General features: G+C 70.9%; 12 protein-coding genes and 1 riboswitch. Of the genes, 3 read left to right on the forward strand and 9 right to left on the reverse strand.

Annotated features, from left to right (window positions below; translation table 11 throughout):
* Positions 1 to 239: 239 nt before the first annotated feature.
* The 3 genes from AB0J87_RS11170 to AB0J87_RS11180 all read right to left on the reverse strand — a co-directional run bounded on the left by AB0J87_RS11170 (position 240) and on the right by AB0J87_RS11180 (position 2,989).
* Positions 240 to 926, reverse strand: a complete 687-nt coding sequence (locus AB0J87_RS11170; protein ID WP_363964245.1) for a CHAP domain-containing protein — start codon at positions 924 to 926, stop codon at positions 240 to 242.
* A gap of 13 nt (positions 927 to 939) precedes the next feature.
* A riboswitch (cyclic di-AMP (ydaO/yuaA leader) is annotated at positions 940 to 1,077 on the reverse strand.
* Positions 1,078 to 1,194: 117 nt separating this feature from the next.
* Complete coding sequence (locus AB0J87_RS11175; protein WP_363964247.1) at positions 1,195 to 2,148, reverse strand: Gfo/Idh/MocA family oxidoreductase; 954 nt, start codon at positions 2,146 to 2,148, stop codon at positions 1,195 to 1,197.
* Between the two features lie 19 nt (positions 2,149 to 2,167).
* The gene (locus tag AB0J87_RS11180) at positions 2,168 to 2,989 is read right to left on the reverse strand and encodes an aldo/keto reductase (RefSeq protein ID WP_363964249.1); all 822 of its coding nucleotides are present in this window, start codon (positions 2,987 to 2,989) and stop codon (positions 2,168 to 2,170) included.
* 97 nt (positions 2,990 to 3,086) lie between these two features.
* On the opposite strand from AB0J87_RS11180, the gene AB0J87_RS11185 reads away from it, so the two are divergent.
* Both AB0J87_RS11185 and AB0J87_RS11190 read left to right on the forward strand, forming a co-directional pair.
* Positions 3,087 to 4,031 (forward strand): hypothetical protein, encoded by a 945-nt coding sequence (locus tag AB0J87_RS11185; RefSeq protein WP_350726835.1) that lies wholly within the window; start codon positions 3,087 to 3,089, stop codon positions 4,029 to 4,031.
* A gap of 2 nt (positions 4,032 to 4,033) precedes the next feature.
* The gene (locus tag AB0J87_RS11190; RefSeq protein WP_363965047.1) at positions 4,034 to 5,194 is read left to right on the forward strand and encodes a DUF6716 putative glycosyltransferase; all 1,161 of its coding nucleotides are present in this window, start codon (positions 4,034 to 4,036) and stop codon (positions 5,192 to 5,194) included.
* A gap of 276 nt (positions 5,195 to 5,470) precedes the next feature.
* Here the strand turns inward: AB0J87_RS11190 and AB0J87_RS11195 are convergent, their stop codons facing one another.
* From AB0J87_RS11195 to AB0J87_RS11215, 5 genes are all read right to left on the reverse strand, one after another.
* Positions 5,471 to 6,706, reverse strand: a complete 1,236-nt coding sequence (locus AB0J87_RS11195) for a polysialyltransferase family glycosyltransferase (protein WP_350726837.1) — start codon at positions 6,704 to 6,706, stop codon at positions 5,471 to 5,473.
* Positions 6,706 to 7,686 (reverse strand): glycosyltransferase family 2 protein, encoded by a 981-nt coding sequence (locus AB0J87_RS11200; protein WP_363964252.1) that lies wholly within the window; start codon positions 7,684 to 7,686, stop codon positions 6,706 to 6,708. The genes AB0J87_RS11195 and AB0J87_RS11200 overlap by 1 nt, the downstream gene beginning before the upstream one ends.
* Before the next feature lie 28 nt (positions 7,687 to 7,714).
* The gene (locus tag AB0J87_RS11205) at positions 7,715 to 9,751 is read right to left on the reverse strand and encodes an N-acetylneuraminate synthase family protein (protein WP_363964254.1); all 2,037 of its coding nucleotides are present in this window, start codon (positions 9,749 to 9,751) and stop codon (positions 7,715 to 7,717) included.
* A gap of 72 nt (positions 9,752 to 9,823) precedes the next feature.
* Positions 9,824 to 10,519 (reverse strand): response regulator, encoded by a 696-nt coding sequence (locus AB0J87_RS11210; RefSeq protein WP_363964256.1) that lies wholly within the window; start codon positions 10,517 to 10,519, stop codon positions 9,824 to 9,826.
* On the reverse strand, positions 10,516 to 12,009 hold the full coding sequence (locus tag AB0J87_RS11215) for a sensor histidine kinase (protein WP_363964258.1): 1,494 nt from the start codon (positions 12,007 to 12,009) through the stop codon (positions 10,516 to 10,518). Before AB0J87_RS11215 ends, AB0J87_RS11210 begins: the two co-directional genes overlap by 4 nt.
* A gap of 107 nt (positions 12,010 to 12,116) precedes the next feature.
* On the opposite strand from AB0J87_RS11215, the gene AB0J87_RS11220 reads away from it, so the two are divergent.
* Positions 12,117 to 13,457, forward strand: a complete 1,341-nt coding sequence (locus AB0J87_RS11220; RefSeq protein WP_363964260.1) for a cation:dicarboxylase symporter family transporter — start codon at positions 12,117 to 12,119, stop codon at positions 13,455 to 13,457.
* On the opposite strand, the gene AB0J87_RS11225 is transcribed toward AB0J87_RS11220, so the two are convergent.
* Positions 13,454 to 14,275: an SAM-dependent methyltransferase gene (locus tag AB0J87_RS11225; RefSeq protein ID WP_363964262.1), complete on the reverse strand. Its 822-nt coding sequence runs from the start codon at positions 14,273 to 14,275 to the stop codon at positions 13,454 to 13,456. The genes AB0J87_RS11220 and AB0J87_RS11225 overlap by 4 nt on opposite strands.
* Positions 14,276 to 14,314: the final 39 nt, after the last annotated feature.

Consider the following 14,314-nt stretch of genomic DNA (forward strand, 5'->3'; position numbering starts at 1 on the left):
TCTTCCCCGGTGACGGGCCGCCGCACTCGCGGGGGTGAAACGCGACGGCCGAACGGCACCGGTCGCCGGGTTCCGCTCGGCACGCCGCCGCACTCGCCGGGGGTGAAACGCGACGAGCGCGCGTCCCGTTGCGGGACGCGCGCTCGTTCGGCGCTGGGGGAAGGCCGGCCAGGAGGTGCCTGGGGGAGTCCGGTCAGTAGGCGCCTGGGGGAAGTCCAGCCTGGAGGGGGACAGTCCGGTCAGGAACGGTACTGGGGGTAGCCGTAGCCGACGACCTGGGACTTGGGACGGACGCGCTCCTCGACCTTGCCGTTGCCGGTGTTGCCCTCGACGGTCGAGATGGTGCCGTCGCCGTTGTCCTTCTCGACGAACCCGACGTGCTTGATGTCGTTGAGGTCCTTGCTGCCGCTCCACGAGAAGTACACGATGGCGCCGGGCTTGGCCTCGGTGCCGAAGCGGTGGTTGGCCTGGAACCACTTGGCGTGGGCGACGGTCCAGGCGTCCCAGCCGATCTGCGAGCGGGCGCCGGTCTGGTCGCCCACCCAGGAGACGAACATCGCGCACCAGGCTGCGTTCAGGTAGTCGGCGCGGCTGCCGCCGTCACGGGCGATGGTCTCCGCGGCGCGCTGCGAGTTGGCGTACCAGCGCTGGAACTTGGTGCCGCCGCCGGCCGCGTTCTCGGTGATGCCGACCTGGGACTTGGCGAGGGCCAAGACCTCGCCGGCGGTGACGCCGGCCTTGGCCTCGCGCGAGCGCTCGGCGTGGTCGGCGACGGTGGCGGTGCCGGCGACGGTGTCGATCGGCTGCTTGTCCGCTGCGGTGGCGCTGGTCATGTGGGCGCCGAACGCGGTCCCGAGGATGGTGGCGCCGAGAAGGGCGCGGGCGATGTTGGTCTTCGCAGCGGAGGTAAAGCGGATGTTGGCCATCGAGGGGGTTTACTCCTTGCTTCCATGCCGCTTACCGGGTTAGCTGACGGGTTCGGACGTGGAAGCTGCCCTACGGCACCGAAGTGCCGATTCACCCCAAAGGACGTGGGTCCCCGGTTCCGCCCGAGGGCGGATTCAGCGGTCACAGGACGTTCCTGTGATGTGTCTTGCGATGGTCGGACAAGTCCGGACAAACCGGACGTATGTCTCAAGAATGCCTCAAACGTAATGCATAAGGCAAGAGCGTTACAAATCGATAAAGGCCCAGCTAGGCGACCTGCCTGCGAGCCTCGGCCAGAAGCCCCATCATGGCAAGGGATTCGTCGAGCGGCATGATCGAACTTTCGGTCCTGCCTTCGGCCGTCGCGGCCCGGACCTCGCGGAGCTCCCCGGCGTACCCGTTGTCCGCCGGATCGAGGATGTACTCCTCCGGCTCCATGGAGGGCCCGGAGAGCAGAATCCGCGGCGTGGCCCAGAACGGTGCCTGGAGGTCCGCCCGCATCTGAGTTCCTACAACACTGGCATGGTTCGGGTAATTCCCGAGCAACGAAGTCTCCACGAGAGCCTTCCTGCCACCGGGGTAGAGCAGCACGCCGCCGGCCTCCGCGTCGACGCCGTTGGGCGCCAGAGTGCCGGTGATCCGCAGGTCGGAGGGCATGCCGAGGATCAGCTGGGCCAGCCCGAACGGGTAGATCCCCAGGTCCAGGAGCGCCCCGCCGCCGAGCTCCGGCGCCCACAGCCGGTGCTCCGGGTCGTAGGACTTGGCGAAGCCGAACGAGGCGTGCACCGAGCGGAGGTCGCCGAAGCGCTCGTCGGCCGCGATCTTCTGGACGAGCGGGTTGAACCGCATCCACATCGCTTCCATCAGGAACACGCCCGCCTCGCGCGCCAGGCGTACCATCTTCTCCGCGTCGTCCACGGTGGCGGCCAGCGGCTTCTCGCACAGCACGGCCTTGCCCGCGGCGATGGCGACCTCGGCCACCTCCAGGTGCTGGGCGTGCGGCGTCGCCACGTAGATCGCGTCCACGGCCGGGTCGGCGCAGAGCCGCTCATAGGAGTCGTACGCGGACTCCGCCCCCAGCGTGGCGGCCAGCGCCTGCGCCCGCCCCAGGTTCCTCGATCCGACGGCGGCCACCCGCATGCCCGGTTCGGCCGCGATGGCCGCCCCGACGGTCCGCGCAATATTCCCTGTCGCCGCTATGCCCCACGCAAAATCCCGCACGCGGGAGATCGTAGACGAGTCAGGTCATGTTGAACGTGTCGGGGTCGGGTCCGATCCGCTGTCCCCTGTTCATCGCGCCGATGGCGGCCATGTCCTCGGCGTCGAGGATGAAGTCGAAGACGCCGATGTTCTCGGCGATGCGCGCCGGGGTGACCGACTTGGGGATCGCGACGTGGCCGAGCTGCAGGTGCCAGCGGAGCACGATCTGCGCGGGCGTCTTGCCGCACTTGTCCGACAGCTTGGCCAGCGCGGGGTCGTTCAGCAGGCCCTGGCCCTGGCCGAGCGGGCTCCACGCCTCGGTGAGGATGCCGTTGGCCTCGTGGAAGGCGCGCAGCTCGCGCTGCTGGAGGTACGGGTGCAGCTCGATCTGGTTGATGGAGGGCACGAGGTCGGTCTCGTTCATGAGGCGGGTGAGGTGGGCGATGCCGAAGTTGGAGGTGCCGATGGCCTTGGCGCGCCCGTCATGGTAGATCTTCTCGATCGCCTTCCACGCCTGCACGTACTTGTCCTGCTGCGGCACCGGCCAGTGGATGAGGAAAAGGTCGATGTAGTCGAGGCCGAGCCGGGCCAGGGACTCGTCGAAGGCCGCCTCCGCGCGGCCGTGGTCGGCGTTCCACAGCTTGGTGGTCACGAACAGCTTCCGGCGCGGCAGCTCACTTTCGCGTACGGCCTGCCCCACGCCTTCTTCGTTGCCGTACGCGGCGGCGGTGTCCACGTGCCGGTAACCGGCCTTGAGCGCGGTCGCGACGGCCTTCGCGGCCTCGTCGGCGGGGACCTGCCAGACGCCGTAGCCGAGCTGCGGGATCTGCACGCCGTCGGTGTTGAGCATGAGCGAGTTCATACTCTCCATTGTTCACGTCGCGTTTCTGGTGGCTTAAGGCGGCGGGGCTAGCTTGAAGCGGTCGTGAACGGGCCATCACCCGGCTGGGAGGACAGGAGTGGTCGAACAGGCGTCGGCCTGGGTGGAGTCACCGCTCCAGATGCTGTGCGCCGTCGAGGCCCATTACGCGGGCGTGCTCGGCCCCGAGACGGTGGTCGTGCCGCGTGCCGGTCTGAGGCCGTTGAAGGCCACGCGTCGGGAGCTGAGGTCTCTGGGGCTGCCCGACGGCCTGGAGCTGGCGGAGCCGCGTGAGCGCATGCCCAGGCGCGTGCAGGCCGTCGGTGACGCCTTCTCCGGCAGGGTGCAGGTGCGCTGGCTCACCTCGCGTCCCGGACGCATCGTCATCGTGGACGACGGGCTGGCCACGCTCCGGCTGCTGGAGCTGCTGGCCGCGGGGCCGTACCGGCCGTTGCTGCGGGCCAGGGCCCAGCCGACCAAGCTGCGCTCCGTGCTGGGCCTGGCGGCCGCGCTGCGGCTGCGCCTGAGCGACGTGTCGGTCTTCACCGCCCTGCCCGTGGACGAGGCCCTGGCGGACGGCGTACGGCAGGCCGGGATCAACCTGGTACGCCACCAGTTCGACTGGCTGCGTGCCCAGCCGCCCAGCGCGGAGGGGCCCGCGGAGCGCACGGTCGTCCTCGGCACCTCGCTCGTCCGCAACGGGCTCGTGCACCGCGACCACTACCTGCGCTGGCTGACGGACCTGGCGGCCCAGGAGCCGCTCGCGTACTACCCGCACCGCCGCGAGGACCCCGTGGACGTGGCCCTCATCAGGGAGCGCCCCGGCATCACCGTGCACGACGTGGGCGCGCCGGCCGAGCTGACGCTGCGCGGCCTGGACGCGGGCCAGCGCGTGCTCAGCCTGCCCTCGACCGCGATCACCTCGCTGCGGGTGCTGCTCAGCCCGCGCGGTGTCGCCGTGGAGCCCGTGGACGTTCCTGACGACTGGTGGACCAGCAGGGCGGCCCCCGCCCTTCGCTCGCATCTGACAGGAGTGTCCGGTTGAAAGTGTTGGCGGTCGCCGACTCCGACTCGTATCTGAAGTGGGCGGCCTGCCTGCTCGGCGACCTTCCCCCCGGTGGCACGGCGGAGCTCGTGGTGGTGCGCACGCCGATCGCGCCCTCGCCGGAGCAGATCGCCGCCGCCGTGGGCGGTCTGGAGCCGCCGCCGGTGGTCTCGGCGCGGTCCGTGCGGCGGCTGGCCGAGCGCATGCGCCCGGACGTGGTGCTGGTGGCCTGCACGGGCCCGGTGGTGGACGTGCTGGTGGCCGACGTGCTCGGTGACCTGCGGCCGCGGCCGGTGTTCGTGAGCGGGCTGCCGGGCATCTCGGTGCCGGCGACGGAGAAGGCGTGGTTGTTCCGCAGCGGGTGCGACCTGTTCGTGGTGCACAGCGAGCGTGAGGTGGCCGAGTTCTCGGAGATCGCCGGCCGGCTCGGCGGGGGAGGGGCGGTGGGGCTGGCCAGGCTGCCGTTCCTGCGCTCCGACGTGGTCGCCGGGGGCGGGAACCGGGTGGTGTTCGCCACCCAGGCCAAGGTGCCGCGGGAGCGCCCGGACCGCGAGCGGATCCTGCTGGCGCTGGCCGAGCTGGCCCGGCTGCGGCCCGAGCTGGACGTGGTGGTCAAGCTGCGGGCCCTTGAGGACGAGCGGCAGACGCACAACGAGCGCCACCACTACCAGCGGCTGTGGCGGGAGATGGGCGAGCCGGGACGGGTGGAGTTCGCGGCGGGGTCGATGCACGACCAGCTCGAACGGGCGGCCGGGTTCGTCACGGTGAGCTCGACGGCGGCGCTGGAGGCGATCGCGCTGGGCGTGCCGTCGCTGGTGCTGGAGGACTTCGGCGTCAGCGCCGAGATGATCAACCTGGTGTTCGAGGGCAGCGGGCTGCTGGGCACGCTCGACGACCTGGCGAAGGGCGGCTTCCGGGCGGCCTCTGCCGAGTGGTGCGAGGCCAACTACTTCCACCCGCCGGCGCACAACGACTGGGCCGGGCGGCTGGCCGGGCTGGTGGCGGGCGGGTCGCGCGTACCGGCTCGATCGCTGCTGGACGGGCCGGAGCACGCGGCGGCGCGGCGGCGGGCCAGGCTGCGGGTGGAGGTGCATCCCTCGATGCTGCGGGCCGGGTACCGGGCCAAGCGCCGCATGCGCCGCTACCTCAAGGCCCTCGGCTGACCGCCGCCCTCCCGACCCGGCGAGCCCACCGCCCCACCTGAGCGGCACGCCCGTCCCTCCGAGGGACCGCTTGAGGTGCGGCTCACACGCGCCCGTTTCCCCGAAGGACCGCCTGAGGCGCGGCCATTCGCGCTCCTTTCCCCCGAAAGGACCGCAACCCCGGACGGCGGGAGAGGGTCCCTCCCGTCGCCCGGGGTTGCGGTCCCCTGGGAAGCGCGGCGGCGAGCCCGGCCGTGGTGCGGTGGCGGGATCGGCCGGCCTTTCGGGGGAGAGCTGTCAGATCGCCGAGCGGATCTTTCGGCGCAGCCGGGTGAGCGCCGTGGGGCGGGCCACCAGGCCGAGGGTCTCCAGGCGCTTGCGCTTGAAGTAGCGGGCGTCGAACTCGATGCTCGCCGGCCGCAGCTCCGGGTACGTCTCGGCCTGCATGCAGTAGCCCACCGCCCGGACGAGCCCGCGCAGGTCCACCGCCGTCGGGTGCTCGATGCCGCCGTCCGGCGACAGCCGGGGCAGCAGCGCGTCCACGATCGTGACGGGGATCCGGTTGCTGTTCTCGTACGGCGCCAGCCGGTCGAGCACCAGCTCCGTGCCGTACGCGGCCACCTGCAGCCCGAAGTAGCGCTGCGCGGTCAGCAGCCCGGTCGAGAAGCAGCCCACGACCAGTTCGGGCCGCAGCGCCGCGAAGCACACCTCGGCGGGCACGCTCTCGGCGGCCACCGACAGCCGCACGCCCAGGGGTTCGGCCGCGGCCCGCAGGAGCTGGGCGTGCCGCCGCCCGGCGGCCGGGTGCGGTTTGAAGACGATGTCGGTGTAGCCGCGCGCGGCCAGGGCCTTGAGCATCGTCTCGTGCAGCGCCGCCTCCTCCTCCGGGGTGACGATCTCCAGGGCCGACAGGTACTGGCCGAGGATCATCGCCTGCCCGGGCAGCATGTCGGGGGCGGTGGCGGTGACCTCGTGCACGACCGACATGAACCGCTCGTCCGGCAGGATCGAGGGTGCGACGTCGTACTCGCTGAGCAGCAGCGGGGTCAGGCCCGGCACGAGGTCCAGGTGGAACAGGCGGCCGATGCGGCGGTAGATCTCCGCCGGCAGCGGGTCGCGGGTGGGGCCGTAGCTCATCAGGCCGTCGGAGTAGACGGTGATCGGGCAGTCGCGCACCAGCCCGGCGATGGTCCGGGCCGGGGGCACCGCGATGGACTCCAGCACCAGCTCCTCGACCCCGTCCAGGCCCCAGACGGAGCGGATGAGGCGCTCCATCATCGGCACCTCGATGACGCGGGCGCGCCAGTCGGAGGGGTGCAGCGGCGCGATGAGGTCGTTCCACGAGTGCACCGCGTCGAAGCGCGAGCGCAGCACGGCGAAGCCGGGCGACCTGTCGAGCGGCGCCGTCACCTCGGGGATGGCCGCGTTGTTCGACACGATCAGGACGCGGCGCCCGTCGCCGAAGCGGCCGTCGTCGATGGCGGCGGCCAGCGACATCGCGCCGAACAGCGTCGAGGCGTAGAAGACCTTCACTATGTCTCCTCCCGGTCGCGGCGGACCCGGACGTGCGGGCTGGGCGGCAGGTCGGGCACCAGGGCCCGCAGCGTGGTCTCGCGTTCGACGGACATGCGCGCCACCGACTCCGACACCAGCTCGGCGGGCAGGGCGCGCACCATGTGGGCGCCGCGCTCCTCGAAGCGGGAGCGCAGCGCCGGGGTGAACCGGTCGGCGATCTCCAGGTGGTGGGCGAGCAGCGCGCAGAAGTTCCGCACCGCCTTGGGCAGGAACTCCGGCTCGAGATCCTTGAACACCAGGTCGAACGCGTCGAAGAAGTGCAGCTGGCGCTCGTCGCCGACCTGGGTCAGCGACCCGGACACCAGGCGGCGGTAGAACACCCCGGCCAGCGACACCACCGCGAACGTGGCGGCCTCCCGGTGCAGGCGCCAGATCCACGGCCGGTCCTCGGCGGTGTGCAGGGAGCCGGGGAAGTGCAGCAGGTCGCGAAGGGAGCGCCGGTAGATCCCGGCCCACGCGTACGGGTAGTCGACCATGGTCCGCACGCCGGCGGGCAGGATCGCCTCCCGTGGGTCGAGCACCACGCCCCTCCGCGCCATGGGGGCGCGGTGCACGACCCGTTTGCGGCCCTCGACCTGCACGTGGTCGGCGCGTACGAAGTCGCAGCCGAGCCCGTCGATCGCCTCGACGAGCCGTGCCAGGTAGCCCGGGGCGAGCCAGTCGTCGGCGTCCATGAACGTGACATACCGGCCGGAGGCGGCCGACAGGCCCGTGTTGCGGGCGTCGGCCAGCCCGACGGGGGCCGCGTTGCGCAGCATGGTCAGCCCGGGCAGGTCGCGGGTGAAGTCGTCGACGATGTCCGCGGTGGCGTCCGTGGACCCGTCGTTGACGACGATGAACTCGAAGTCGTGCCGGGCGTTGCGGCAGAGCGACGACAGTGTGTCGGCGATGTACTTCTCGCCGTTCAGCACCGGCACGACGACCGAGAGAGTGATCAAGAGTGGTTTCTCCAGAGTGCGGACGAGGTCAGACGGTCACCCGGCGCAGGCGGGCCTTGGGAGCCTCCTCGCCGGGGAAGACGCGCTTGACGCCGTCGCCCATGGCCTGCTCGATGATGCGGATGTCACGGACGAGGTGCTCGAGGCCGGCCGGCTCCAGCGAGGCGGCGTGGTCGGAGCCCCACATGGTGCGGTCGAGCGTGATGTGCCGCTCCACGGTGACCGCGCCGAGCGTGACCGCGGCCAGGGAGATCTGCAGGCCGCGCTCGTGGCCGGAGTAGCCGACGGGCACGCCGTAGCGCTCCTTGAGCGTGGTGATCGTGCGCAGGTTCGCCTCTTCCGGCGGCAGCGGGTACGTGGACGTCGCGTGCATCATGATCAGCTTGTCGGTGCCGAGGATCTCGACGGCCGCGTCGATCTCCGACAGCGTGGACATGCCGGTGGACAGGATGATCGGCTTGCCGGTGGCGGCCAGGACCCGCAGCAGCTCGTGGTCGGCGACGCTGGCCGAGGCCACCTTGTGGACGAGGACGTCCATCTCCTCCAGGAACTCCACGGAGGGAACGTCCCACGGCGAGGCGAACCAGTGCAGGCCGCGCTCGTCGCAGTATTTCGCGATCTGCCGGTACTCGTCGTAGCCGAACTCGGTCCGCTCCTTGTACTCCAGGTACGTCATCTCGCCCCACGGCGTCTGCCTGATCTGGCCCTTCTGCTCCTCGGGCACGCAGATCGCGGGGGTGCGCTTCTGGAACTTGACCGCCTGGCAACCGGCCTCGGCCGCCACGTCGATGAGGCGGCGGGCGATGTCGATGTCGCCGTTGTGGTTGATGCCGATCTCGCCGATCACGTACACGGGCTCGCCGTCGCCGACCAGGACGTCGCCGATCGCGACGGGGCCGAGCCTGGGCCGCGTGCGGACCTCGACCGCGGGCGGTTCGGGCCGGGCGGCCACGACGCGGTCGCACAGCTCGCGCACGGCGCCGGACCCGCCGGCCCTGGTCAGCACGACCCTGGCGGCGGCGCGCACGCGCGGGTGGGCGTCGGGGGTGGCGATGGCCCAGCCGACCTCGGCCATCGGGCCCAGGTCGTTGACGTCGTTGCCGACGTAGGCGACGCGGACCGGGTCGAGGCCCTCGATGGTCAGCCAGTCGCGCAGCACGGTCCGCTTCTCGGCCAGGCCCTGCAGCACGGGGACGCCGAGCTTGCGGGCGCGGGCGGCCACCACCGGGTTGTGCTCGGTGGACATGACCAGCACCTTCACCCCGGACCGCTTCAGCAGCGCGATGCCCATCCCGTCGGAGCGGCTGACGAGAACCATCTCGCGGCCGTCGGAGTCGACGTAGGCGCGGTCGTCGGTGTGCACGCCGTCGAAGTCGGTGATGACGGCGTCCACGTCGATCGGCTCGGGCTCGTCGATGAACGGGGCGAGCGCGCGCACCAGCTCCAGGTCATCCGGGTTGTCGATCTCGACCGCGTGCTTGGGCGACACCGGCTGGACGGCGACCTGGCCGAAGAAGCGGTGGCCGTGCTCGCGCAGGCCGGAGGTGCGCATGACGTAGAAGGCGCCGTTCTCGCGGAACTCGGGGTCGCGGTCCTGGCGGCGCTGCCGGACGGCGGGGTCGTGGTTGATACCGCCTCCGGCGGCGGTCCACAGGAACTCGTGCGTCGGCAGCCCCGACACGACCGAGTCGGCCTCCCCGTCCAGCACCTTGCGCACGGCCTCGGACAGGTTCTCCGGGTCGATGAACGCGCTGGTGCACTGCACCAGCACGACGACCTCGGGGTCCTCGCCGAGGGCGTCGAGCGCGTGCAGCACCGCCGACTCGCTGGAGGCGGTCGCGCCGCTCAGCTCCTCGGGCCGCTCCACGACGATCGCCCCCGCCTCACGGGCGGTCTCGGCGATGCCCGCGTGGTCGGTGCTGACCACGACCTGGTCCACGAGCTCGGCCCGCCGGGCGGCCCGTACCGCTCGGGTGACCAGCGGGACGCCGCCGACCAGGGCGAGGTTCTTCAGGGGTACGCCCGCCGAACCTCCGCGGGCGGGAACTACGGCCAGGACTCGCAAGATCTGTCTCCTCAGTGCATCGGACTGCACCAGAAGCTAGAGGCCCGGATTGAACGGCCAGCGTCACCATCATTAACTTTCCATGGGGATCCGGTAGAGGAGTTCTGGCCGGCCGACTCCTCCGTATTGCGGGATGCGGGCGGCCACCCCCCGCTCGACCAGGTATTCCAGGTAGCGGCGGGCCGTCACGCGGGACACCCCGATCGCGTCGGCCACGGCTTGGGCGGCCATGCCCTCGGGGTTGTCGCGCAGCTTCGCGGCGACCGTGTCGAGGGTGTCGCGCGCCATGCCCTTCGGCAGCTCTGAGCTGCCCCGAAGGGTGCCGAGGACCCGGTCCACGTCCCCTTGCCCGACGGCCAGGCCCGCCTCGTCCTTGAACCGGGCGTAACGCGTCAGCTTTTCGGAGAGTGTCGCGTAGGTGAACGGTTTGAGCAGGTACTGGGAGATGCCGAGGGAGACCGCGGAGCGCACCATGGCCAGGTCGCGGGCCGAGGTGACGGCGATCACGTCGCACATGAGCCCGCCCGCGCGGATCGCCCGGCACACCTCCAGCCCGTGCATGTCCGGCAGGTACAGGTCGAGCAGGACGAGGTCCACGGGCTTGCCGCGCAGGAACCGCAGGGCCGCGTTGCCGGTCCTGACCACGCCGGCCACCTCGAAGCCCGGGGTCCGCTCGATGTAGATGCGGTTGGCCTCGGCCGTGATCTCCTCGTCCTCCACGACGAGCACGGATATCTTCGCGCCCGATCCCGGCGCCGAGATGGTCATCGCACCCGCTCCTGCACCGGCAGCCGCACGGTGAACACCGAGCCCTTCACGTCGATGGTGCCGCCCAGCCGCCGCACCGCCTGCCCCACCAGCGCCAGCCCCAGCCCGCGCCCGTCGCCCTTGGTGGTCCAGCCCTTCGCGAACGCCTGCGGGTCGGCCAGCCCGGGGCCGTTGTCGGCGACCCTGATGAGGACCGCACCGCCGCCCGCGCTGAGGTGGACCTCCACCCGGGAGGCCGCCTCGATGGCGTTGTCGATCAGGTTGCCCACGATCGTGACGAGCTCGCGCGGGTCGAGGCCCAGGTCGTCGAGCTCGCTGTCCTGGCTGATCACGAGCTCGGCGCCGCGTTCGGCGGCCTCGGCGCTCTTGCCGAGCAGCAGCGCGGCGAGCACCGGCTCGCGCACCGCGCCGACAACCCGGTCGGTCAGCTCCTGCGCGGCGCGCAGCTCCGCCGTGCCGAGCGCCACGGCCTGTTCGGTACGGCCCAGCTCCACCAGCGTGATGACGGTGTGCAGCCGGTTGGCGGCCTCGTGGGCGGCCGAGCGCAGCGAGTCGGCGAAGTCCCGCTCGGCGTTGAGCTGCCCGGTCAGCGCCTGGAGTTCGGTGTGGTCGCGCACGGTCACGACGGTGCCGAGCCGGCTGGCGGCGCTGTTGACCGCGAGGACGCGGTCGCCGACCAGGTGGACGCGCTCGTCGTCGTCGGCCAGCACCTCCGAGAGGCCGAGTTCGTCCACGTGCCGCCCTTCGGCGTCGGCGGGCAGGCCGAGCAGCATCCTGGCGGCGTCGTTGCAGAGCGTCAGCGTGCCGTCCTTGCCCACCAGCAGCAGGCCCTCCCGGACGGCGTGCAGGACGGCGTCGTGGTGCTCGTGGATGCGGCCCAGCTCCACCGGGCCGAGGCCGTGCGTCTGGCGGCGCAGCCGCGCGGTGACCAGCCAGGTGCCGGCGGCGCCCAGCGAGAGCGCGAGCGCGACGATGAGGCCGCCCCAGGCGAGCTGGTCGCGGACCCTGGCGCTGATCTTGTTGATCGTGATACCCGCGCTGACCAGCGCCCGGACCCGGCCGTCCGACATGACGGGGGTCACCACCCGCCTGGACTCGCCGAGTGTGCCGGTGTAGGTCTCGGTGAACGTCTCGCCCGCCAGCGCCCGCTCGGTGTGGCCGAGGTAGTGCTTGCCGATCTCGGCGGGGTTCGGGTGGGTGTAGCGGGTGCCGTCGGGTTTCATGATGGTGATGAAGTCGACGCCCGTCTGGTGGCGTACCTGCTCGGCGTACGGCTGCAGCCGTACGGACGGGTTCGGGTCGTCGAGGGCGGCCAGCACGCTGGGCGAGGCGGCCACGCTCACCGCGACGGCCCTGGCCTTGCTGCTCGCCTCGTCGGTGAGCAGCTCGTGCGCCTGCACGAGCGCGAGCACCGCGAGGCCCGCCACCGTGACGGCGACCACGAGCAGCTGCAGGACCAGCATCTGGCCCGCCAGGCTCCAGCGCCGCATCTGACATCTCCCCTGTGAACGAAACTTACTCAATGGTGACCTATGTCACTGTGAGGGGCATACTCGGGCGTCTAGAAGGTCATTCCATCACCGCTGGAGAGCCCCCCATGCGTGATCGCACTCGCTACCTCTATCTGGCCGTCATCGGGGCGGTCCTACTCGGCATCCTGGTCGGATTCGTCTGGCCGGATGTGGGCAAGGAGCTCAAACCGCTCGGCACCGGCTTCGTCGCGCTCATCCAGATGGTGATCGGGCCGATCATCTTCTGCACGATCGTGCTGGGCATCGGCTCGGTACGCCAGGCGGCCAAGGTCGGCAAGGTCGGCGGCCTCGCGCTCGGCTACTTCATCGTCATGTCCACGGTAGCCCTGCTCATCGGCCTGCTGGTCGGCAACGTCATCGACCCGGGCTCGGGGCTGCACCTCAGCGACGCCGCCAAGCAGGCCGCGGAGGCGCAGGCGGCCAAGGGCGGCGAGTCCACCACGGTCGACTTCCTGCTCGGCATCATCCCGAAGACGCTGGTGTCCTCGCTCACCGGCGGCTCGGTGCTGCAGGCGCTGCTCGTGGCGCTGCTGGCCGGGTTCGCGATCCAGGCCATGGGCGCCAAGGGCGAGCCGATCCTGCGCACCATCGAGCACTTCCAGCGGCTGACGTTCCGCATCCTCGCCATGATCATGTGGGCCGCGCCCGTCGGGGCGTTCGGCGCGATCGCCGCGGTCGTCGGGGAGACCGGGCTGGAGGCGCTCAAGAGCCTGGCGATCATCATGGTCGCCTTCTACATCACGTGCCTGCTGTTCGTCGGCGTCGTGCTCGGCTCGATCCTGTGGCTGGTCGCCCGGATCAACCTGTGGTCGCTGCTGAAGTACCTGGGCCGCGAGTTCCTGCTCATCCTGTCCACCTCCTCGTCGGAGACGGCCCTGCCCAGGCTCATCGCCAAGATGGAGCACCTGGGCGTGAGCAAGACCGTGGCCGGCATCACCGTGCCGACCGGCTACTCCTTCAACCTCGACGGCACCGCGATCTACCTGACCATGGCCACGCTGTTCATCGCCGAGGCCACCGGGGCGCCGCTGCAGTTCGGCGAGCAGATCGCGCTGCTGCTGTTCATGATGATCGCCTCCAAGGGCGCCGCGGGCGTGACCGGGGCCGGGCTGGCCACGCTGGCCGGCGGGCTGCAGGCGCACCGTCCCGCGCTGGTCGACGGCGTCGGCCTCATCGTGGGCATCGACCGCTTCATGTCCGAGGCCAGGGCGCTGACGAACTTCGCCGGCAACTCCGTCGCCACCGTGCTGGTCGCCGTCTGGACCGGAGACTTCGACCGGGAGCGCGCGAATGAGGTGCTCGCCGGGAACGCGCCGTTCGACGAGGCCACGCTGCTGGACGAGGACGACGACGACAACCGCCCCGGTCCCGACGAGTCGGGCGACCGGGAGCTGTCGAAGGTCTAGGGCTTGCGGGCGATGCCCGCGTAGCCCAGCCGCGACATGTCCGCGTCGAGGAAGATCGGGATGTCGCGATCGATGTACGGCCACCCGAGCTCCGGCCCGATGCCGTTGGCGAGGTGGCCGGGCGGGATGAACTCGAAGTCACCGAAGAAGGCCGCGATCTCCTTGCCGGGTCGCGGCCTGAACGGCATGTTGGCCCGCTGGTAGAACTCGACCACCCGGTCCGTCAGCGCCGAGTGGGAGTCGCTGCCCACGTGCGAGATGGCCAGATAGCTGCCCGGCGCCATCGCCTCGCGGTAGCCGGCCACGAACGTGCTCGGGTCGTCCTCGTCGGGGATCAGATGCAGGATGAACATCATCAGCACGGCCACCGGCCGCTCGAAGTCCAGGAGCGCGCGCACTTCGGGGTTGGCCAGGATCTCCTTCGGCCGGCGCACGTCGCCCAGCACCATGGCCACCCGCTCCGGGTCGGCCAGCAGGGCCCTGCCGTGCGTGGCCACCACCGGGTCGTTGTCCACGTAGACCACGCGGGCATCGGGGGTGTGGCGGAGCGCGACCTCGTGCACGTTCTCCTGCGCCGGCAGGCCGGAGCCGAGGTCAAGGAACTGCGTGATGCCCTGTTCGCACAGGTAACGCACGAACCGGCCAATGAGCGCCCGGTTCTCCCTGGTGCCTTCACGGGTTTCGGGAACCGCGCTCAGGACCAGCTCGGCCAGATCCCTGTCGGCCTGGAAATTGTCCTTGCCACCCAGGAAGTAGTCGTACATGCGCGCCGCGTTAGGGATGTGAGGGTCGACGCCCTGCGGCGCTTGTTCCGTCATGACACCATGATCTATGACTTGAGCACCGGAAATCTACGA

This window comes from Nonomuraea sp. NPDC049625, from assembly GCF_040675285.1.
Lineage (GTDB): Bacteria > Actinomycetota > Actinomycetes > Streptosporangiales > Streptosporangiaceae > Nonomuraea > Nonomuraea angiospora_A.

Coding starts and splice junctions, on each gene's coding strand:
- AB0J87_RS11170 (WP_363964245.1), bottom strand. CDS start 926: ATGGCCAACATCCGCTTTACCTCCGCTGCGAAGACCAACATCGCCCGC.
- AB0J87_RS11180 (WP_363964249.1), bottom strand. CDS start 2,989: ATGAACTCGCTCATGCTCAACACCGACGGCGTGCAGATCCCGCAGCTC.
- AB0J87_RS11210 (WP_363964256.1), bottom strand. CDS start 10,519: ATGACCATCTCGGCGCCGGGATCGGGCGCGAAGATATCCGTGCTCGTC.
- AB0J87_RS11215 (WP_363964258.1), bottom strand. CDS start 12,009: ATGCGGCGCTGGAGCCTGGCGGGCCAGATGCTGGTCCTGCAGCTGCTC.
- AB0J87_RS11220 (WP_363964260.1), top strand. CDS start 12,117: ATGCGTGATCGCACTCGCTACCTCTATCTGGCCGTCATCGGGGCGGTC.
- AB0J87_RS11225 (WP_363964262.1), bottom strand. CDS start 14,275: ATGACGGAACAAGCGCCGCAGGGCGTCGACCCTCACATCCCTAACGCG.